At 71.0% G+C, this 19,136-nt stretch carries 18 protein-coding genes, 1 tRNA gene and 1 other RNA gene; 13 read left to right on the top strand and 7 right to left on the bottom strand.

What is annotated here, in order from left to right; genetic code table 11:
• Nucleotides 1-42 precede the first annotated feature (42 nt).
• Nucleotides 43-552: a DUF6912 family protein gene (locus tag ACLQ3B_RS19065; RefSeq protein WP_425782065.1), complete on the top strand. Its 510-nt coding sequence runs from the start codon at nucleotides 43-45 to the stop codon at nucleotides 550-552.
• 121 nt (nucleotides 553-673) lie between these two features.
• On the opposite strand, the gene ACLQ3B_RS19060 is transcribed toward ACLQ3B_RS19065, so the two are convergent.
• On the bottom strand, nucleotides 674-1,828 hold the full coding sequence (locus tag ACLQ3B_RS19060) for a hypothetical protein (RefSeq protein WP_425782064.1): 1,155 nt from the start codon (nucleotides 1,826-1,828) through the stop codon (nucleotides 674-676).
• A 291-nt stretch (nucleotides 1,829-2,119) separates the two neighbouring features.
• On the opposite strand from ACLQ3B_RS19060, the gene pruA reads away from it, so the two are divergent.
• From pruA to ACLQ3B_RS19010, 10 genes are all read left to right on the top strand, one after another.
• Nucleotides 2,120-3,748 carry an L-glutamate gamma-semialdehyde dehydrogenase gene (gene pruA / locus ACLQ3B_RS19055; protein ID WP_425782063.1) on the top strand — a complete coding sequence of 543 codons (1,629 nt, stop codon included), beginning with the start codon at nucleotides 2,120-2,122 and terminating at the stop codon, nucleotides 3,746-3,748.
• Nucleotides 3,749-3,924: 176 nt separating this feature from the next.
• Nucleotides 3,925-4,440, top strand: a complete 516-nt coding sequence (locus ACLQ3B_RS19050; RefSeq protein ID WP_091393967.1) for a PadR family transcriptional regulator — start codon at nucleotides 3,925-3,927, stop codon at nucleotides 4,438-4,440.
• Nucleotides 4,441-4,561: 121 nt separating this feature from the next.
• Nucleotides 4,562-5,683, top strand: coding sequence for a peptide chain release factor 2 (gene prfB / locus ACLQ3B_RS19045; RefSeq protein ID WP_425782062.1), 1,122 nt, complete (start codon nucleotides 4,562-4,564; stop codon nucleotides 5,681-5,683).
• 118 nt (nucleotides 5,684-5,801) lie between these two features.
• Complete coding sequence (gene ftsE, locus ACLQ3B_RS19040) at nucleotides 5,802-6,482, top strand: cell division ATP-binding protein FtsE (protein WP_030331491.1); 681 nt, start codon at nucleotides 5,802-5,804, stop codon at nucleotides 6,480-6,482.
• Between the two features lie 67 nt (nucleotides 6,483-6,549).
• A complete protein-coding gene (gene ftsX, locus ACLQ3B_RS19035) occupies nucleotides 6,550-7,425 on the top strand; it encodes a permease-like cell division protein FtsX (RefSeq protein WP_425782061.1) in 876 nt (291 codons plus the stop codon).
• A 148-nt stretch (nucleotides 7,426-7,573) separates the two neighbouring features.
• A complete protein-coding gene (gene smpB / locus ACLQ3B_RS19030) occupies nucleotides 7,574-8,053 on the top strand; it encodes an SsrA-binding protein SmpB (RefSeq protein WP_124821485.1) in 480 nt (159 codons plus the stop codon).
• Between the two features lie 104 nt (nucleotides 8,054-8,157).
• Nucleotides 8,158-8,533: a transfer-messenger RNA gene (gene ssrA / locus ACLQ3B_RS19025) on the top strand.
• 71 nt (nucleotides 8,534-8,604) lie between these two features.
• Nucleotides 8,605-9,282 carry a hypothetical protein gene (locus tag ACLQ3B_RS19020; protein ID WP_425782060.1) on the top strand — a complete coding sequence of 226 codons (678 nt, stop codon included), beginning with the start codon at nucleotides 8,605-8,607 and terminating at the stop codon, nucleotides 9,280-9,282.
• A gap of 150 nt (nucleotides 9,283-9,432) precedes the next feature.
• Entirely contained in the window at nucleotides 9,433-9,942 is a 510-nt protein-coding gene (locus ACLQ3B_RS19015) for a hypothetical protein (RefSeq protein WP_425782059.1), read from the top strand.
• A 45-nt stretch (nucleotides 9,943-9,987) separates the two neighbouring features.
• Complete coding sequence (locus ACLQ3B_RS19010; RefSeq protein WP_425782058.1) at nucleotides 9,988-10,941, top strand: hypothetical protein; 954 nt, start codon at nucleotides 9,988-9,990, stop codon at nucleotides 10,939-10,941.
• A gap of 6 nt (nucleotides 10,942-10,947) precedes the next feature.
• Here ACLQ3B_RS19010 and mdlC read toward each other — a convergent pair whose 3' ends face one another.
• On the bottom strand, nucleotides 10,948-12,543 hold the full coding sequence (gene mdlC / locus ACLQ3B_RS19005) for a benzoylformate decarboxylase (protein WP_425782057.1): 1,596 nt from the start codon (nucleotides 12,541-12,543) through the stop codon (nucleotides 10,948-10,950).
• A gap of 322 nt (nucleotides 12,544-12,865) precedes the next feature.
• On the opposite strand from mdlC, the gene ACLQ3B_RS19000 reads away from it, so the two are divergent.
• Entirely contained in the window at nucleotides 12,866-13,456 is a 591-nt protein-coding gene (locus tag ACLQ3B_RS19000; RefSeq protein WP_030490862.1) for a YqgE/AlgH family protein, read from the top strand.
• 89 nt (nucleotides 13,457-13,545) lie between these two features.
• A tRNA-Ala gene (locus ACLQ3B_RS18995) sits at nucleotides 13,546-13,618 on the top strand.
• 46 nt (nucleotides 13,619-13,664) lie between these two features.
• Here ACLQ3B_RS18995 and ACLQ3B_RS18990 read toward each other — a convergent pair.
• The 5 genes from ACLQ3B_RS18990 to ACLQ3B_RS18970 all read right to left on the bottom strand — a co-directional run bounded on the left by ACLQ3B_RS18990 (nucleotide 13,665) and on the right by ACLQ3B_RS18970 (nucleotide 19,135).
• Nucleotides 13,665-14,924 (bottom strand): sensor histidine kinase, encoded by a 1,260-nt coding sequence (locus ACLQ3B_RS18990; protein ID WP_425782056.1) that lies wholly within the window; start codon nucleotides 14,922-14,924, stop codon nucleotides 13,665-13,667.
• Nucleotides 14,921-15,577, bottom strand: coding sequence for a response regulator transcription factor (locus ACLQ3B_RS18985; protein ID WP_425782055.1), 657 nt, complete (start codon nucleotides 15,575-15,577; stop codon nucleotides 14,921-14,923). The genes ACLQ3B_RS18990 and ACLQ3B_RS18985 overlap by 4 nt, the downstream gene beginning before the upstream one ends.
• A 62-nt stretch (nucleotides 15,578-15,639) precedes the next feature.
• Nucleotides 15,640-16,899, bottom strand: coding sequence for a cation:proton antiporter (locus ACLQ3B_RS18980; protein WP_425782054.1), 1,260 nt, complete (start codon nucleotides 16,897-16,899; stop codon nucleotides 15,640-15,642).
• Nucleotides 16,896-18,149, bottom strand: a complete 1,254-nt coding sequence (locus ACLQ3B_RS18975) for a cytochrome P450 (RefSeq protein WP_425782053.1) — start codon at nucleotides 18,147-18,149, stop codon at nucleotides 16,896-16,898. Before ACLQ3B_RS18975 ends, ACLQ3B_RS18980 begins: the two co-directional genes overlap by 4 nt.
• Nucleotides 18,146-19,135: an alpha-hydroxy acid oxidase gene (locus tag ACLQ3B_RS18970; protein ID WP_425782052.1), complete on the bottom strand. Its 990-nt coding sequence runs from the start codon at nucleotides 19,133-19,135 to the stop codon at nucleotides 18,146-18,148. Before ACLQ3B_RS18970 ends, ACLQ3B_RS18975 begins: the two co-directional genes overlap by 4 nt.
• Nucleotide 19,136 lies beyond the last annotated feature (1 nt).

Here is a 19,136-nt window from a genome sequence, read left to right as displayed (position 1 = left end):
TGCCGGCGGCCGCCGGTGGAGGACGACGCGGGGAGACGACCGGTGACCGACGAGCTTGTCCGGGTGTACGTGCCGGCGACCGTACCCATGCTGGCCCGGCTGCGTGAGGACGGGCTGGCCGCCGACCAGGCGCACGCCGTGACCCCGGCGCTTCGCGAGTGGTACGCCGAGGGCGACGAGGAGGAGTTGGAGTACGTCGCGTTCACCCGGGCCGCCCAGGACGCCCTGCACCTGCTGCGGGCCGACCCGACCGCTCCCCGCCGCCGTGTCGTCGTCTCGGTCGACCTGCCGTCGGGAGTGATCGGGCGCGGCGACGGTGAGCTGGGCTCTAGCACGGTGCTGTTGACCGGTGCCGTCGCGGTGGGTGCCGTCGCGGCCATCCACGTGGACGGCGCGGACGCGGTCGAGGAGGTCGGCGCGGCGGCTGACGTGGTGGCCGAGGCGGCCGCTGGCGACCCGGACGCCCAGTTCACGGTCGACGGCGCGGAGGACCACGAGCTGGAGTGGTACGACGTGACGGAGCTGGACCAACTGCTCAACGCGGCCGACTGACCCGGGCGCCGGGTCCGCGCGGCCGACTGAGCCGCGCGCCGCTGTCTGAGCCGGCCGCCGCTCAGCCCGGCAGCCGGACGCCCGCTCAGCCCGGCAGCCGGACGCCCGGCACGGTTCGGCGTCAGCGGGCCGGGTCCGGCTTGGCCGGGTCCGCGTCGAACGTCTTGGTGCCGTCGAACGTCTCGGCCGGGTCTTCGTCGAACGTCTTGGCGTAACCCGGCTTGTCGTCCTCCGGGTCGACCTGGTCCGCGACGGGCCTCGGGCCGTCGGTCGGTTCGTCGTCGTCGCCGTGGGCTGGGCTGAGCGTGCGGCCGAACGCGATGAGCGCGGTCAGTGCCCCCACGAAGAGCACCCAGATGCCGTTGTCCACCCGGGAGGTGCCCAGCGAGGTCTGCGCCACCGCGTCCGCCTCGCTGAGCGCGCTGGCGAGGTCGAGCAACGACCGGCCGCCGATCCGGATGATCACCTCGGCGAGCAGCAGGAGGAGGCCCGGGCCGGCGCCGGCGAGGAGGTACGCCGGCCAGCGCAGCGCTGGGGCCTCGGGATCGCGGCGGACGGCTCGACGTCGCGCCCAGGTCAGGTAGCCGAAGGCCAGTAGCCCGGCCAGCAGTCCGGCGACGAGCGATTCGGTGCGGGACACCCACTTGGCCGCGCTGACCAACGATTGTTGGCTGTCGCCGGCGCCGAAGAGGTCGAACAGCGGGTCCCGGGCGCGGCTGAACGCGACCACGAAGATCAGCGTGCCCAGCGCGGCGGTGACCACCGCTCCGATCGCGGCGGCGGTCCGCGCGCCGGCCAGCGCGCCCCCGATGATCGCGGCGGCTGCCGTGGTGCCGGCGATCACGTTCGTGGTGGACGTGTCGAAGTAGGTGAGGTTGATGGCCAGCGCGGCGGCGAGCCCGACCAGCATTCCGCCGCCGATCGCCCCGGCGAAGCGCAGGGTGGCCCAGTCGCCGTATCGGCGGGCCAGCAGGTTGCCGCCGGCCAGCGCGACGGCCGCTCCGGCCACCAGCGCGGCCGAGATGACGCCGGGCAGGGCGAACGCGGAGAGGCTGATCGCGGTGACTCCGGCCGCCGCCGAGGTGATGGCCTCCCGGGTGGACCAGAGCATGGCGGCCAGCCACCCGAGCGCCAGCAACGCGAGCACTGCGGTGCCGGGCGCGGGCAGCGCCCGACCGCCGGCGCTGGTCGCGTCGACCGCCGGTTCGTCCGACTCGGCGGCCGGGACGCGGCCGGGCTGCTTGGCCGCCGGGACGCGGCCGGGCTGCTTGGTCATCGTCTCCCCTTCGAGGCGGCAGGTCACCGACCATTCAGGGTACGCGGGCCCGCTGGGCTGCCTGTCGCCCCGGGACGGTGGGACGGATCGAGACCGATCGGTAAGGGGAGGAGGGGTGGGGCGGTCCTTGGCGCAGGACGGTGGCCGAGGTGGGTCGCGCGGCCCGTCGTGGGAGAATCACGGGAGGTCCCGCCGCTGCTCGGCCTCCCGTGCGGCGTCCGGTGTCCGACCGTCCGGTCGGTGCCCGCGGGTCCGGTTTCGCCACTGCTGTCGAGATCGCCAGGAGCCTTGATGGATGCCGTGTTCTCCGTTCCCGAGCCGCGCAACGAGCCGGTTCGCAACTACGAGCCGGGCAGCCCCGACCGGGACCGGCTCCAGCGGCGGCTGACCGAGCTCGCCGCCGAGCGCATCGACCTGCCGATGACCATCGGCGGTGAGCAGCGGATGGCCGGCGGTGAGCCGATCAACGTGGTGCAGCCGCACAAGCACGCCCACGTGCTGGGTGTGACCGGGCACGCCACCCACGACGACGCGCGCGCCGCCACCAAGGCGGCCAAGGACGCCGCGCCGATGTGGCGGGCCCTGCCCTTCGAGGAGCGCGCCGCGATCTTCCTGCGTGCCGCCGAGCTGCTCGCCGGCCCCTGGCGCGACACCCTCAACGCCGCCACCATGCTCGGCCAGTCGAAGACCGCGATCCAGGCGGAGATCGACGCGGCCTGCGAGTTCATCGACTTCCTGCGGTTCAACGTGCACTTCGCGCGTCGCCTGCTCGAGGAGCAGCCGGCGTCCTCGCCCGGCGTGTGGAACCGCTTTGACCACCGCCCGCTGGAGGGCTTCGTCTACGCGGTCACCCCGTTCAACTTCACCGCCATCGCCGGCAACCTGCCGTCGGCGCCGGCCCTGCTGGGCAACACGGTGGTCTGGAAGCCGGGCCCGACCCAGCAGTTCGCCGCGCACTTCACCATGCGGCTGTTCGAGGCCGCCGGCCTGCCGCCCGGCGTGATCAACATGGTCACCGGCCGGGGCGAGGAGGTCTCCGACGTCGTGCTCGCCGACCCGGATCTGGCCGGCATCCACTTCACCGGTTCGACAAAGGTCTTCCAGCAGTTGTGGCGGACCGTGGGCGACAACATCGCCCGTTACCGGGGCTACCCGCGCCTGGTCGGCGAGACCGGCGGCAAGGACTTCGTCGTCGCGCACACCAGCGCCGACGTGGACGCTCTGCACACCGCGCTGATCCGTGGCGCGTACGAGTACCAGGGCCAGAAGTGCTCGGCGGCCTCGCGGGCGTACGTGCCGCGCTCGATCTGGGAGGGTGGGCTGCGGGACCGGCTGGCCGCCACCGCCGACTCGCTCACCTACGGTGACGTGGCCGACTTCGGCAACTTCGGTGGCGCCGTGATCGACGACAAGGCGTTCGCCCGGCACACCGCCGCGCTGGAGCTGATCGCCGGCGACGACAGCTGCCGGGTGTTGGCCGGTGGCACCGCCGACGACTCGGTCGGCTACTTCGTGCGACCGACGCTCTTCGAGTGCGGCGACGCCGCTCACGAGACCTTCACCACCGAGTACTTCGGGCCGATCCTGGGCGTGCACGTGTTCGACGACGCCCGTTTCGACGAGGTGGTCGCGCAGGCGGAGTCGATCGCCCCGTACGCGCTGACCGGCTCGGTGTTCGCCACCGACCGCCGGGTCGTCGAGTCGGTCGGCGAGCGCATGCGGTACGCGGCCGGCAACTTCTACATCAACGACAAGCCGACCGGCGCGGTGGTCGGGCAGCAGCCGTTCGGTGGCGCTCGCGCCAGTGGCACCAACGACAAGGCCGGCTCCTGGCTCAACCTGGTCCGCTGGGTCTCCCCGCGGACGATCAAGGAGACCTTCGTGCCGCCGACCGACCACACGTACCCCCACATGGGCTGACCGGCGACGACCCGCCGGCGGCGCGTGTGGCGTCGCCGGCGGGCGCCCGGAATGACCCAATTCATCGATAGTCCTCAACGGACTGTCTGCCGCCGACAGTGCACTTAGGAAGTCCTGTTGGGTGGCAAACCGGCAAATCCTGGACGCCGGGTGCGCAAAGTGGCAGCGTAGTGGGCATGGCGGATTCCGGAGTCAACCCTACGGCGGCGGCCCTGCTCGGCCTCCTCCACGAGGGCCCGATGACAGGCGGTCAGTTGATGGCCGCCGCTGAGCGCCGTCTGGCGCCGTACTGGTCGATGACCCGCAGTCAGGTGTACCGCGAGTTGCCGGTGCTGGCTGAGCGGGGTTTCGTGCGGCTCGGTAAGCCGGGGCCGCGAATGAGCCAGCCGTACGCACTCACCGCCAGCGGAAAGCGGACGTTTTCCCGTTGGCTCGCGGAGAACCCGGGGCGGGACACCATCCGCAACCCGATAGCGCTCCGGATGGCCTTCGGCAACCTGCACTCCGCCAGCCAGCTGAAGGGCCTGTACGCCTCGGCCAACGAATACCACACCGAGGCCCTCGCCCAGGTCCGGGAGCAGGTGAAGAACGCCAAACGGGACGGCGAGACGTACGACGCCAGCGCACTGGAGTTCGCCGTCGCCTACCACCGGGCGGCCCTGTCGTGGCTGAAGTCCGCCCCCGTCGGGTGACGGTCAGCGGCTTCGCGCACAGGGAACGAGCTGCTCCGCTCCCGGGGGCGCACTGCCGATTTGGCGCGGGACTGCGGGGCTCGCAAGCTCACTCCTCGCCCGCGCAGTACGCTTGGCTGTCGTGACCGCTGCCGATTACGCCGAACAGCTCAAGGAACTCGACGCGACCCTGCGAAACATCGAGGCCGTCCTCAACATCGACCGTCTCCACGAGGACAAGGCCCGCCTTGAGCAGGAGGCGTCCGCCCCCGACCTGTGGGACGACCAGGCCAAGGCTCAGCAGGTGACCTCGCAGCTGTCGTACGTCAACGGCGAGATCAGCAAGCTGGGCAGCCTGCGTTCCGGCCTCGACGACGCCCAGGTGCTGCTGGAGCTGGCTGAGGCCGAGGCCGACCCGGGTGTGTTGACCGAGGTCGAGTCGGAGATCACCGGGTTGACCAAGGCCATCCAGGAGATGGAGGTCCGCACCCTGCTCTCCGGCGAGTACGACTCCCGGGAGGCGCTTGTCGCCATCCGGGCCGGCGCCGGTGGTGTGGACGCCGCGGACTTCGCCGAGATGCTGCTGCGGATGTACCTGCGCTGGGCGGAGCGGCACGGCTACCCGACCGAGGTCTACGAGACCTCGTACGCGGAGGAGGCGGGCCTGAAGTCGGCCACCTTCGCCGTCAAGGTGCCGTACGCGTACGGCACGCTCAGCGTCGAGTCGGGCACGCACCGGCTGGTCCGGATCAGCCCGTTCGACAACCAGGGTCGTCGGCAGACCAGCTTCGCCGGCGTCGAGGTCCTGCCGGTCACCGAGCAGACCGACCACATCGACATCCCGGAGAACGAGGTACGGGTCGACGTCTACCGTTCCTCCGGCCCGGGTGGGCAGAGCGTCAACACCACCGACTCGGCGGTGCGGCTGACGCACGTCCCGACCGGCATCGTGGTGACCTGTCAGAACGAGAAGTCCCAACTGCAGAACAAGGCCTCCGCGCTGCGGGTGCTCCAGGCCCGGCTGCTGGAGCGTAAGCGCCAGGAGGAGCAGGCCAAGCTCGAAGGGCTCAAGGAGAACGCGGCGGGCTCGTGGGGCGACCAGATGCGCTCCTACGTCCTGCACCCGTATCAGATGGTGAAGGATCTCCGAACTGAGCAGGAGACCGGCAATCCGAGCGCGGTCTTCGACGGCGAGTTGGACGGCTTCATCGAGGCGGGCATCCGTTGGCGCAAGCAGCGGCAGCTCGCCGGCGACGGTGCGTGACGGTGCGCGGGCGGAGCGCTTCGTCGATCTCCAGGTAGGAGCCTGATTCGACGACTCGCGCCGGATCGGCGGGGCGTGGGGCTTGGCTCAGTTGTTACACCGCGTAGACTCACCACCCGTGATTCAGCTTGAGCAAGTGACGAAGACGTACCCGAAGGCGTCCCGGCCTTCGCTCGACAACGTGTCCGTCTCGATCGAGAAGGGCGAGTTCGTCTTCTTCATCGGTCCATCCGGCTCCGGCAAGTCCACGATCATCAAAATGCTGCTGCACGAGGTGGCCCCCAACAAGGGGCGCGTCGTCGTCAACGGCAAGGACGTCACGTCGATGCGCTCCTGGAAGCGACCCCACTTCCGGCGTTCGATCGGCTGCGTCTTCCAGGACTTCCGGCTGCTGCCCAACCGCACCGCCTACGAGAACGTGGCGTTCGCCCTCGAGGTGATCGGCAAGACGAAGGCGGTTGCCCGCCGGGTCGTGCCGGAGGTGCTGGAGTTGGTCGGGCTCGGTGGCAAGGAGCACCGCTACCCGCACGAGCTCTCCGGTGGTGAGCAGCAGCGGGTCGCCGTCGCCCGGGCGTTCGTGAACCGTCCGCTGATCCTGCTGGCGGACGAGCCCACCGGAAACCTGGACCCGGACACCTCGATCGAGATCATGCGCCTGCTGGACCGGATCAATCGCACCGGCACGACCGTCGTGATGGTCACCCACGACTCCAACATCGTGAACCAGATGCGCCGCCGCGTCGTTGAGATTGAGAGCGGTCGCATCGTGCGTGACCAGGCCCGCGGCGTCTACGGGTGAGCCGGCGCTCCACCCCTGCGCAGCCTGACGACGAACACCTCATGCCGGAGACCCGGAGGAAATCCCGATGCGGTTGAAATACGTCCTGTCCGAGGTACTGGTCGGACTGTGGCGCAACGTGACCATGTCCATCGCGATGATCATCACGATGGCGGTTTCGCTGACCATGCTCGGCGCCAGCGGTCTCATGTACCGCCAGGTCGACGACATGAAGGACCTGTACTACAAGAACATCCAGGTCTCCATCTTCATGAAGCAGGAGGTGAGCGAGCAGCAGCGCACCGACCTGGACGGCAAGCTGAAGAGCGACCCCCTGGTCAAGGAAGTCATCTACGTCGACAAGGCCCAGGCGTACGAGCGCTTCAAGGCGATGTACCAGGACGCGCCGGACCTGGTCAACGCCGTCAAGCCGGACCAGCTGCCCGAGTCGTTCCGACTCACGCTGAACAACCCGGAGCAGTACAAGGACATCTACGACCAGTACAAGGACACCGAGGGTGTCGAGGAGATCGTCGACCAGAGTCGACTGCTCGACAAGATCTTCAACATCCTCACCGCGATCCAGAACATCGCTCTGGCTGCCGCCGTCGTGATGGCGATCGCCGCCCTGCTGCTGGTCGCGAACACCATTCAGGTGGCCGCGTACAGCAAGCGGCGTGAGGTGGCGGTCATGAAGCTCGTCGGCGCGTCAAACTGGTTCATCCAGGCGCCGTTCGTGCTGGAGGCCGTGGTGGCCGGCCTGATCGGTTCGCTGCTGGGTCTGGCTGCCCTGGTCGCGGCGAAGTATCTGCTCTTCGACGGGTCGTTGAGCGCTCTGGAGGGTCTGCTCTCGCCGATCACCTGGGGCGACATCCTGTTCATCTTCCCGTTGATGGCTGGCGTCGGTGGTCTGGTCAGCGCGGGCACCGCCTGGATCACCCTGCGCTTCTACCTGCGGGTCTAGGCACCGTACGGGTCGTCCCGTCGTCTCCCGGGGACCCTCCCGCAGCCGGAAATAAACGGCGCGGGAGGGTCCTTGTCATTCGGGTAGCATGATCGGTTGTCCGGCCGGGGTGATCCTGGCCGCGGACGAAGGAGAGGGGGTGGCACCGATGCCACGGGAAAAGGGGCGCAAGGTGGTCGCCTCCAACAAGAAGGCGCGCCACGACTACGCCATCCTCGACACGTACGAGGCGGGCATGGCGCTGACCGGCACCGAGGTCAAGTCGCTGCGGGCCGGGCGCGCGTCGCTTGTCGACGCGTTCGCGCAGGAACGTGACGGCGAGTTGTACCTGCACTCGATGCACATCCCGGAGTACACCCAGGGCACCTGGACCAACCACGAGCCCCGGCGTACCCGCAAGCTGCTGCTCAACCGGGTCGAGATCGACAAGCTCCTCGGCAAGACCCGTGAGGGCGGTTTCACGATCGTCCCGTTGCAGGTCTACTTCTCGGACGGCTGGGCCAAGGTCGAGATCGCCCTGGCCAAGGGCAAGAAGTCGTACGACAAGCGTCAGGACCTCGCCAAGCGCGACGCGGACCGGGAGATCGCCCGGGTGTCCGGTCGACGGGGCAAGGGGATGGACGACTAGTTCATCCTGTTTGTCCGGGTCGGCGTGCCGGCCCGGGGCTCGGGATGAAAGGTGTTGCGCCAGGCGTTAGTCTTGTCAGTGCCGCCACATCGGCGGCCTGTCGAGGGGGTGACTGGTTTCGACTTCGTACGCAGCGACAGGGGAAGCGAGCCGAGGAAGCCGACGTCGTCTCGAGAATCGGTCGTCGGAACTTTATAAGCGCCAATAACACTCGCGCTGACTTCGCTCTCGCCGCCTGAGGCGAGTAGCTAAGTCTGTCGGTCTGGGAACGCCTTCGTCCCAGTAGCCGGCATCAGCTAGGAGGCTGGCCAATCGGACCCGGTCGCGGGGTCCGTGCGGCGAGATTAATCAGCGACTGGGCCCGTCACACCAACTTGCTCGCGTGAGCGGTGGGGCCGAGTAGAGGCACAGCGAGCTGCGCTCGGAGAAGCCCTGACAAACCGGCGAAGGACCCGGGTTCGATTCCCGGCACCTCCACCACCTCGAACGAAACGCCCCGGCCCACCAGCCGGGGCGTTTCGTTGTGTCGGGAGGGTCTTACGCTGCCCCCTGTGACCAACCAGGAGCTGCGCCTGTCGGTCGGCGCGTCGCCCGGCCAGCGCGTCGTGGCGGTGGTGGCCGGCGTTTTCCTCGCGGCCGTCGGCACGGCGTTCGTGGCGTTGCCCCTCATCGCCGACGGGCTGCTGCGCCGGCTGACCGGCCGAGGTGACGCGTTCGCCTCCTATGAGGAGGCTCGCGACCTGCCACCGGGGCTGCTGCCGCCCGGGCTACGGGACTCCGCCGACCCGAACCAGTCCGGTCCCAGCCCGTTCATCGGCCTGTGCGGGCTCCCCTTCGTCCTGCTCGGCCTCTACCTGGTGCTGCGGGTGCTGCGTACGGCGGCCTGGCTGGACGGCAGCCGGCTGCGGGTTCGCGGCGCGCTGCGCACCCGCACCGTCGACCTCGCCACCGCCCGGATCGAGTCGGGCGTGGTGTCGTACCGCGAGGCGGACGACGATGGTCCGGCCGGCGGACCGCAGCCGCGGTCCATCCGCGCGACCGACCCGGGGAGTACGCGGGGGATCACCATCCCCCTGCGCGGCATGGGGCTGCCCAGCCTGCCGCCGTTCGAGCTGCGGGCGCTGGCCGAGGCGATCACGACGGGTCGACCGGACGACGGGCGGGACGGCGACTTGCTCGCCGTGGCCGATCACCTGCACCGCCTGGCGCAGCACCGGTCGGCCGACTGAGGCGGCTCTACGGTGCCCAGGGCGGTACCAGTGCGGCTGGTGGGGTCAATGGGTGCAACGGGGAAGACGAGACGCCCCAGGGCACTGGACAGGGCCAGCCGACAGGCTCACCATCGCGGTATGGGGTAGCAGCGCCGCGCGGGAGGTGCCATGGTCACCGGTCCGGTCCAGCAGCCGTCACTCGTCGCCCGACCACGCGTCACGCATCCGGCGGGGCTCCCCGCCGACCCAGATCCCATCGGTCTACCCGGCGAGCCGCGCCCGGCCGGTCTCGCCGGTGACGTGCACGCCCTCGGCCGGGCCGTGGCCGTCACCACCACCGGGCCGCGTTGGCGCGAGGACGTTCTCCTTCGGCTACGTCCGGTGCGCCAGGGCTTCGCCGAGCACGTCCGGGTCACCGAAGGCCCCAGCGGCCTCTACCGGGAGTTGCTCACCCAGTCGCCGCGACTGCACCACGGGGTGCGGCTGCTGACCCGGGAACACGGGGCGATCGTCGGCGCGATCCTGGCGGTTCAGCAGTTCGCCGAGCGGCCCGAGGCGCACCCCGACGAGCTGCGGCACCGGGTCGGGCAGTTGCTGCGGAGGTTGGCCCGGCATCGGCGGCGCGGGGCCAACCTGCTCTGGGAGGCGTACCAGACGGATCTGGGTGGCGAAACCTGAGCCCAGGTCGGGAACCGGCTGGTCGACGGAGGCGTCGAACCGTACATGCGTCGATCGGCCCTGTTGCTCGTACTCCCGTTTCTGCTCAGCGCGGGCTGTGCCGCCGCCGGTCCCGGCCCGGCCGACGGTCCGCGTAGCCCCGCGCCCGGCGCTGAGGCGTTCGACGAGCGGGCCGCTCAGGTCGCCGAGGCCTGGCGGCCCGGTCCCGACTGGCGCACGGGCTACGTGCCGTTGGAGGGGCCGACCCTGCTCACCGGCGACCCGGGCTTCACCCCCGACACCGAGGCGGCCTTCCGGGCCGGGTGGTACCGCGCGCAGGTCGGGATACCGCCCACCCGGGTGGGCGGCGAGATCCACTTTCCGGACGGACGGCTGACGCTGCCGTTGGTCAGCGCCGCCGAGGCGTACCGGCAGCTCGACCAGGGTGATCCACTGCCCTGCCCTGGGCGGCCGAAGCGGCCCGGCCGGCCCACCCCCGGCGGTCCCACAGTCGAACCAGGGCCCGATGGGTGGGCCACGAGCAGCACGCAGACCGCCTGTCTCCCGCTCACCGTCACCGCTGTGACGTTCGGCGCCGTGCCGGTCCGCACGAGCCGCGGTGTGGCGCAGGTTCCGGCCTGGCTGTTCACCGTCAAGGAGCTGGCCACGCCGGTGGCCCGGCTCGCCGTCGCGCCGACGGCTGTCACCCCCGTCCCCGAGCCCACCGCGCCGGCCCGGCCGCTGCCGGACGGGTTGGTGGCGGCCCAGGACCTGGCCGCGGTCGACGGCGCCCGGCTGACCGTGCGGCTCGGCGTCGGCGCGTGCGACACCGGGATCACGCCGTTGGTGTGGGAACGGCCGGACGTCGTCGTGGTCGGTGGCCGCGTCACCCGGGCCACCGGCGAGTGCATCGCCCTGCTGAAACTGGAGCCGGTCACCGTCACCCTCGCGGCGCCGCTGGGCAGCCGGCCGGTGCTGGATGTCTTCACCGGTGCCCCGCTGGCGATCGCACCGCGCTGATCCGGCTCAGAGGATGCTGGGAACGTCGGTGCTGATCGGCACCGGCAACACCGTGGGACGGTCGGCGCGCAGCCCGGCGGCGAGCGCCGCGCCGAGCTGATCGGGGGTCTCCACCACCTGCGTGGCACAGCCGTAGCCGGCCGCGATCGCCATGATGTCCAACCCCGGCAGGTCCAGGCCGGGCACCCCGGGAGTGTGCTTCAGCTCGGCGAACGCCTTGAGGATCGCGTACTGCTGGTTGACCGGGACGACGACCACCACCGGCAGTGCCATCCGGGCGGCCGTCCAGAGCGCCTGCACCGAATAGTGGAAGGAGCCGTCACCGATCACCGCCACCACCGGGCGACCGCGCCCGGTGTCCCGCTCGGCCAGTGCGATGCCGATCGCCGCCGGGAGGCCGTAGCCGAGGCCGCCGCTGGCCATCGTGAAGTACGACGCCGGGCGGGTGATCCGCAGCTGACGACGCAGCGCGGACAGATTGGATGGCGACTCCTGGACCAGCACGGCGTCGGTCGGCCAGTGTGCGGCCAGCGCGGCGAACAGGGCGTCGGCGCTCAGCGGGGTGCCCACCTCCGGCGGTGGCAGTGCGTCGCGTCGCGTGGGTGCCGGCCGGCCGCTCGGCGGCACCCGTTCGACGAGCGCGGCCAGGGCCAGCCCCGGGTCGCTGAGCAGGCTGTCACCGACCGGGGCTCGCGCTGCCTCGTCGGGGTCGTCCGTGATGTGAAGCAGTCGGGCGCCGTCGGGCAGGTGCCCGCCCGGCACGTACGGGTAGTAGCGGAAGACCGGGGCGCCGACGACCAGCACCGTGTCGTGCCCGCGCAGCGCCTCGGCGAGCGGACCGATCGCGTACGGCAGCACGCCGCGGAAGTGCGGGTGGTCCTCGGGGAACACCGCCCGCTCGGTGGCGGGCGCCGACCAGACCGGCGCGGCGAGCCGCTCCGCCAGCGCGACAGCCGTCGACCAACTCCCGGAGCGGTCCACCCCCGGCCCGTACACGAGCACCGGGTTGCGGCTGCCGGCCAGCACCCGGACGAACTCCTCCATCCGCTCCGGGTCCGGCGCGAACCGGGTGGCCACCGTTCGCGGCGCGGGCGGTGGGTCGGCTGGCTGGGCCCAGTCGTCCATCGGCAACGAGAGGAAGACCGGCCCGGCCGGTGGCTGCACCGCAGTCGCGTACGCCCGCAGCATCGCGGCGGGGATGTCCTGCGCCCGGGCCGGCTCGTAGGCCCACTTCACGTAGGGCTGTGGGAGCTCGGTGGGTCGACGGCTGGCCAGCCGGGGTTCGAGGAGCAACATCTCCCGCGTCTGCTGGCCGGCGGTGACGATCAGCGGGGTCTTGTTGTGCCAGGCGGTGACCAGGTTGCCCATGCCGTTGCCGGTGCCCGGGGCGGTGTGCAGGTTGACGTGGGCGGGCACGCCGGCGGCCTGGGCGTAGCCGTCGGCCATCGCGACGGCCGAGGCCTCGTGCAGTGCGTGGACGTAGTGGAAGTCGGCGGGGAAGTCCTGGAGGAACGGCTCCTCGGTGGAGCCGGGGTTGCCGAAGACAGTGGTCATACCGAGGGTGCGGAGCACGTCGTACGTCGCGTCCCGGACAGTTGCCATCGCCACCCGCCTCCGTGTCGCGGGCAGGGGCAACCGCGGTCGCCCTCCCGATCAGCCGAATCTATCGGGATGTGACGGACCTTTCGGGCGTTTCTCGGCCGTCGGTGGTCCTGATCCGTCGATCACCGGGAGGTGTGTCGCCGGGTGCAACGGCCCTTCCTCTTAACTGTCTGATCACCCGCCGGTCAGACCTTAGCCAGCACCCAGGACGCAGGCTATGGTGCCAGGCATGGCGTTGACAGCGTGGCTGAACCCGATGCGCCGGGCGGATCCGGTCGATGACCGGCCCCCGGCCCGGGCTCACGGTTGACGGGTGTGTGGAATGCAGGGAGAGGGCCAGGCGATCGGCGGACGAGCGATGGAGTCGATGACCGGGCGGCTGCTGGTCGCGACTCCGGCGCTCAAGGACCCGAACTTCGACCGTACGGTGGTGCTGCTGGTCGCCCACGAGCCGGGCGGCGCGCTCGGCGTGGTGCTGAACCGGGCCACCGAGGTGCCGGTGGCCGAGGTGCTCGGTGACTGGAGCGACCTGGCCCGCCACCCGGCGGTGCTCTTCGAAGGCGGTCCGGTGCAACCCGACTCGGCCATCTGCCTCGCCCGGATGCGCCACCCGATGCGCCGGTTGAAGGGCTTCCACCAGGTTTCCGGGGCGGTCGGCACGATCGACCTCTCGGTCGACCCGGAGCGGCTGCGGGAGAGCATCGGCGGCATCCGGGTCTTCGCCGGCTACTCCGGGTGGGGCAGCGGCCAGTTGGAGCAGGAGATCGCCGACGGGTCCTGGTTCGTGTTGGACGGGCTGCCCGGGGACGCCTTCGTCGACCGGCCCGACGACCTGTGGCCGATGGTGCTGCGCCGCCAGGGCGGGATGATGGCCGCCGTGGCGCACTTCCCGCCGGACGTGGCACTCAACTGACCGGCCTCGGCGGGGGCACCCCGCGAGATGACCATGCGGGCCGGTCTGTGTATAGTTTCCCAGTGCCCGGGCGACCGGGACAACAGCAAGGGGCCGTGGCGCAGCTGGTAGCGCACCACACTGGCAGTGTGGGGGTCAGGGGTTCGAGTCCCCTCGGCTCCACCTTGTTGTGCTGCACATCAGCGGCTTGACAGATGGCAACCATCTGTCAAGCCGCTGATTCGTTTCCTGGCGCGGCGCTCACCCGTCCGTCGGAGTCAGCCGTGGGAGCCCGTGACGGAATCGTCGGTAGCCGGACGGTGAATGTCGCCCCGGCGCCGGGCCGGCTGTCGGTGGAGATCGTTCCGCCGTGGCTGGTCACCACCTCGCGCAGGAGGGCCAGGCCCAGACCGAAGCGCCGGTCCTTGGCCCCGGCGCCGCGGTGGAAGCGGTCGAAGAGGTGTTCGGCGTCGGCGGGGTCGAAGCCGGCTCCGCTGTCCGTGACCACCAGGTCCGCGCCGCGGCGGGAGGTGCGCAGGGCGACGTCGATGCGGCCGCCGGTCGGGGTGTGGGTGAGGGCGTTGGCGAGCAGTTCGCCGACCATGCGGCGCAGGGCCGAGGCGATGCCGGGGACGAGGACCGGAGTGTCCGGGACCGACAGGTGCAGCTGGACGCCCTGCTCCGCGGCGCGGTCGGCCTCGCAGTCGACGGCCTGGGCGGCGAGGTGGGCCAGGTTGACGGGCTCGGAGGGGTGCCGGTCGGCCGGGGTGGCGGCGAGGCGGGCGGAGAGCAGGAGTTCGTCGACGATCTCGCCGAGGCGGCGGGTGGTCTCGATCAGGCGGTCGTAGTCGGCGTGGTCGGCGCTGGCGCGCCGGGCCAGGATCTGGGCGCGCGTGTGGACCTGGGCGATGGGGGTGCGCAACTCGTGGCTGGCGTCGGCGACGAAGCGGCGTTGCCGGCCGAGCGCCTCGGCGAGTGGCGCCACGGCTCGGCGACCCACGACGATGCCCGTGAACACCGCCGCGGCGAGGCCAACCACCGCCGCGAGGAGGAACGCGGCGAGCAGGTGACGCCGGTCGGAGAGCTGGAAGCGCGCGTCGAACACCGCTTGCACCACACCCGTGCCACGGGGCTGGGTGCGGACGTAGTAGGTCGTGCCGTTGCGGTCGACCTTGTCGCTGCGGACCTGGTGGTCGAGGGCCACCGCGTCGATGGCGGACTGCAGCGGGAAGCCCGGAGGGGGCGGGTTCCGGCCCGAGTCGGTGCGGTTGCCGTCGTACAGGATGATCCAGCTGCAGCCCGGCGGCCCGGCGATGGTGCCGTGGACCGCGCCGTAGTTGAGCTCTCGTTCGATCTGTTCGTGCTGGTAGCGCAGCAGTGCGGCATAGGAGATGCCGGCGCCCAGGGCGAGCAGCGCCGTCATGGTGAGTCCGACGAGCAGGCTGACCCGCGCCCTGGTCCGGCGCAGCATGGTGTCCTCGAAGCTCACAGGGATCCCAGCCGGTAGCCAAGGCCGTGCACGGTCCGGATCACCGAGCGGCCGAGCTTGCGGCGCAGGTAGTAGACGTATGTGTCGACCAGGGACGCAGCGCCCGCCTCGTCGAAGACCCGACTGCGGAGCTCGGAGCGGGAGTGGACGGTGTACGGCCGGGACGCGAGGACCCGCAGCAGCTCGAACTCGCGTGCGGACAGGGCGATCCGGGTGCCGTCGGGCAGGACGGCGTCGCGCACGGAGAGGTCGAGCTGGCCCGACCCGAGCCGCAGCACCTCCGTGGACTCGGTGGTCCGGCGGCAGAGGGCCCGGATGCGGGCGCTCAACTCGTCCAGGTCGAAGGGCTTCGTCAGGTAGTCGTCGGCGCCCGCGTCGAGGCCGGCGACCCGGTCCTCGACGGTGCCGAGCGCGGTCAGCAGCAGCGCCCGGGCGACCACCGCCCGGGCCCGCAGCCGGACGACCAGGTCCAGCCCGTCGAGGGCGGGTAGGCGTCGGTCGATCACCATGACGTCGTACGGCCGGGTGAGCCCGAGGTGCAGGCCGCGTTGGCCGTCGGGGGCCTGGTCGACGACGTATCCCTCGCCGGTGAGCGTCTCGGCCACCATGCCGCGTAGTTCCGAGTCGTCCTCGACGAGCAGGAGTCGAGTCATACGGCGATCGTTACATAGATAAGTATCGTTGTCTGTAGAATTTGTCTCCTCAAACAAACATTCTACGGGGTTCCGGCGGGCACGAGCGACGGTGTAGGAGTGGGAACGCGTGCCTCGCGTCGCTCGATCCAGGTGAGCAGCGGCGTCGTCATGAGTGTGGTGACGAGCGCGACCACCACCAGCACCGTGAACAGCGACGTGTTGACGATGCCCGCCTCCAGCCCCACGTTCAGGGCGATCAGCTGCATCAGGCCCCGGGCGTTCATGAGGGCGCCGACGCGCAGCGCGACGCCGTTCGGTTCGCCGCGCATCCGGGCCGCGGCCCAGCAGGCGCCGAACTTGCCAGCGATCGCCACGGCCACGCACGCGGCGGCGAAGCCGAGTACGGCCAGGTTGCCCAGCAGCGCGAACTCGGTGCGCAGCCCGGAGAAGGTGAAGAACAGCGGCAGGAACACCGTCGCGGCGATCGGCGTCAGCGTGTCGACCACCTTGTCGGTCTTCTCCGAGCGCGGCATCACCACGCCAACCGCGAAGGCGCCGAAGACCGCGTAGAGCCCGATCTCGTCGGTGTACCAGGCGACCAGGAAGAGCAGTGCCACAGTGCCGAGCAGCCGCGCGCGATCGCCCGGGAGCCCCATGACGAAGCCGGTCACCCGCTGCCCACCCAGCCACAGCGCCGCCCCGAACAGCAGCGCACCACCCACGCAGACCAGGGCCGGGCCGACCGAGCCCGAGGCGAACGCCAGCACCGCGGCCAGCATGATCCACGCGACCATGTCGTCGATCGCGCCGCTGGCCAGGGCGAGCAGACCATGGCGGGTGCCGGTATGGCCGCGCTCGGTGATGATCCGGGCGAGCATGGGGAAGGCCGTGATCGCCAGCGCCACACCGACGAACGCCGCGGACACACCGAGCGACACGCCGTCCGCGCGGATCGGGACGAAGCCCGCCACGCCCACGACCAGCAGGATGCCCAGCACCAGCGGAGCGGCGACACCCGCGAGCGACACCGCTCCCGCCGTACCCGCGAGCTTGGTCACCCGATGGGAGGTGAAGGCGTACCCGGCCTGGAACATGAACAGCACCAGGCCGACCTGGCCGACCACGTACAGGATCGGCAGCAGCGGCGCGGGAAAGAGCGCGGCCTGGGCGCCCGGCCAGAACAGGCCGAGCAGCGACGGGCCGAGCAGCACCCCGGCGAGCATCTCGCTCACGACGGGGGGCTGGCCCACCTTGCCCAGGAGCCAGGAGACCAGCTTGCAGAAGAGCAGAATGACCGCGACCGCGATGAAGAACCGCGGGGCGAGTTCGCTGGGAGTCATGAGCTGGTCTCCTCAAAGTGTCGGGTGCACAACTTCTGTCGTCGGGCGTCGACGACCATCCAGGTGCCACAGACCAGCTGCTTGACCGAGCGCCCCACGTCGAAGATCCGGTCGCGTTGCCGCATGAGGGTGAGCCGGTCGCGGCCGGGGCCGGGAAGACCCCGGGGCGTCAGGTACGCGGGCCCGCGACTCGGCAGCGAGCGGGTGTGCGCCGCAGACGAGCTGACCGAGAAGCGCCGCAGCACCTCCCGGGTCGCCGCGCGCAACTGGACGGGGGCGGAGCCGCGCGCCGGACAGGCCCGGTTGGCGCTCACGCCGTACGGAATGAAATGGGCGTCCTGCCGGCGCACCGACAGCCAGCGGTCCGGGTCGAACTCGTCGTCGGCGGCGGGACCGGTGCGCTGATAGGCCCGATAGTTGAAGAGGAGCACGGACCCGGTCGGGAGGACGTGATCGCCCACACTGATGGGTCCGGAGGTGATCCGGTGCGCGATGCCGAAGAGCGGGTAGACCCGGAGCGTCTCGTCGATGATCCGGTCGAGCGATTCATCCGAGGTGTCCGTGACGGACCTGGAACACAGCAGGATGTGCGCCATGGCCTCCGACATCTGCACCACCGCCGTGTTGAAGAACGCGCCCTGCAGGTACCAGGCGGTCTCCAGGGCGGTGAAGGGCGGCGGCAGCACGACCGGGCAGGTTCCCGCGGCGATCCGGTCCAGCAGGTAGCGAGTCAGACGAAGCCGCCGGGACATGTGCCGCAGACCCATCCCCTTCAGGGCGGTAACCACGTCGTCCGCGTTCGCCACGATGAGCTCGCGGACGTCGCGCGGGCAGGATGCGCCGAACACCAGCTCGTACGAGACCTCGGCCCAGACCGGCATCATCAGGTCACGTAGCCGCACGTGGCTGATCCGGTCGGCCGGGAGCGCGTCGAGGATCCGCCGGGTCGCGGCCGTGGCCAGCTCGTCGGAGCGCGCGTGCGGGATGGCCAGCACCTGTCGGGTCGTCCGGGCGACCGTCCGGTACCGCTCGCCGGGCTCAAGGTGCTCCTGGTGCATCTGCGGACCGGGCGCGAGCCAGTACCAGAAGAGGTCCGACAGGCCGGCCCCGCGGCTGCGCCCGTCGGCGGCCGGATCGCTGTAGACCCGCTCGAAGTCCTCCGGTCCCACAAGTGCACCGGGGACGGGAACGCCCTCGGTCCCGTTGACCCGTTCGAAGATCCACTCCCGGAGGCCGACCACCGCCCTCACCGGATCGCCACCTGGTCGGGTGTCAGATCGGCCGGCCGCCGCGCCCCGGCCAGGGCGAGGGCCTGATCCAGCTCCGTGGTGAGTCGTTCGAGGGCTTCGCGTACGCCAGTCGCCCCGCCCGCCGCGAGCGCCCGCACCACCGGGCGCCCCACCAGCACCGCCCCGGCCCCGAGCGCCAACGCGATCACCACGTCGGTGCCGCGGCGGACACCTCCGTCGAGCAGCACCGGGAGCCGCCCACCCACGGCCGCCGCGACCGCGGGCAGCGCGTCGAGCGTGGGAATCGCCCCGTCGAGCTGCCGTCCACCGTGGTTGGACACAATCACACCGGCGGCGCCGTGCTCGACCGCGAGGCGGGCATCCGCGGGATGCAGGATGCCCTTGAGCAGGATCGGTAGTCCCGTGACGCCGCGCAGCCACGCGATCCGATCCCAGCCCGCCGTCGCGTCCATCGCGATCGGGCGCACCCGGCCCGTCGCGTCGCGCATGTTCGCGCAGGCGTAGCCGGGAGGCAGGTCCGTGAAGCCGTTGCGCCTGTCACGCTCGCGCCGTCCGAACACCGGGGAGTCCACTGTCACCACGAGCGCCCGGCAGCCGGCCGACTCGGCGCGCTTGACCACGTACTCGGTGAAGTCGAGGTCGGGTTGCGGGTACAGCTGGAACCACAGCGTCGCGCCCGCCGCCGCGATCTCCTCGACCGGCTGGGTGGCGGCCATGCTGACCACCATCGTCGTGCCGGCCGCCGCGGCCCCCCGCGCGGTAGCCGCCTCGCCATCCGGGTGCGCGAGCCGATGAAAGGCCGTCGGAGCGACCAGGACCGGCGCGGCCAGCGACGTGCCGGCCACGCTGACCCGCAGGTCCCGCTCGCCGGTCGCCCGCAGCACCCGTGGCACGATCCACCGTCGCTCGAAGGCCCGCTCGTTGGCGGCCAGGGTGCGCTCCCGCCCGGCCCCACCCTCGAAGAAGTCCTGGACAACCGGGTCCATG

Origin of the sequence: Micromonospora sp. DT53 (genome assembly GCF_049841535.1) — a bacterium.
In the GTDB taxonomy this organism is placed as follows: Bacteria; Actinomycetota; Actinomycetes; order Mycobacteriales; family Micromonosporaceae; genus Micromonospora.
This window is presented reverse-complemented; position numbering and strand designations above follow the sequence as displayed.

Bases quoted from the DNA above. Each gene is read 5' to 3' on its own strand.
- ACLQ3B_RS19060 (WP_425782064.1), bottom strand. From the start codon at position 1,828: ATGACCAAGCAGCCCGGCCGCGTCCCGGCGGCCAAGCAGCCCGGCCGC.
- pruA (WP_425782063.1), top strand. From the start codon at position 2,120: ATGGATGCCGTGTTCTCCGTTCCCGAGCCGCGCAACGAGCCGGTTCGC.
- ACLQ3B_RS19050 (WP_091393967.1), top strand. From the start codon at position 3,925: ATGGCGGATTCCGGAGTCAACCCTACGGCGGCGGCCCTGCTCGGCCTC.
- ftsX (WP_425782061.1), top strand. From the start codon at position 6,550: ATGCGGTTGAAATACGTCCTGTCCGAGGTACTGGTCGGACTGTGGCGC.
- smpB (WP_124821485.1), top strand. From the start codon at position 7,574: ATGCCACGGGAAAAGGGGCGCAAGGTGGTCGCCTCCAACAAGAAGGCG.
- ACLQ3B_RS19015 (WP_425782059.1), top strand. From the start codon at position 9,433: ATGGTCACCGGTCCGGTCCAGCAGCCGTCACTCGTCGCCCGACCACGC.
- ACLQ3B_RS19010 (WP_425782058.1), top strand. From the start codon at position 9,988: ATGCGTCGATCGGCCCTGTTGCTCGTACTCCCGTTTCTGCTCAGCGCG.
- mdlC (WP_425782057.1), bottom strand. From the start codon at position 12,543: ATGGCAACTGTCCGGGACGCGACGTACGACGTGCTCCGCACCCTCGGT.
- ACLQ3B_RS19000 (WP_030490862.1), top strand. From the start codon at position 12,866: ATGCAGGGAGAGGGCCAGGCGATCGGCGGACGAGCGATGGAGTCGATG.
- ACLQ3B_RS18985 (WP_425782055.1), bottom strand. From the start codon at position 15,577: ATGACTCGACTCCTGCTCGTCGAGGACGACTCGGAACTACGCGGCATG.
- ACLQ3B_RS18980 (WP_425782054.1), bottom strand. From the start codon at position 16,899: ATGACTCCCAGCGAACTCGCCCCGCGGTTCTTCATCGCGGTCGCGGTC.
- ACLQ3B_RS18970 (WP_425782052.1), bottom strand. From the start codon at position 19,135: ATGGACCCGGTTGTCCAGGACTTCTTCGAGGGTGGGGCCGGGCGGGAG.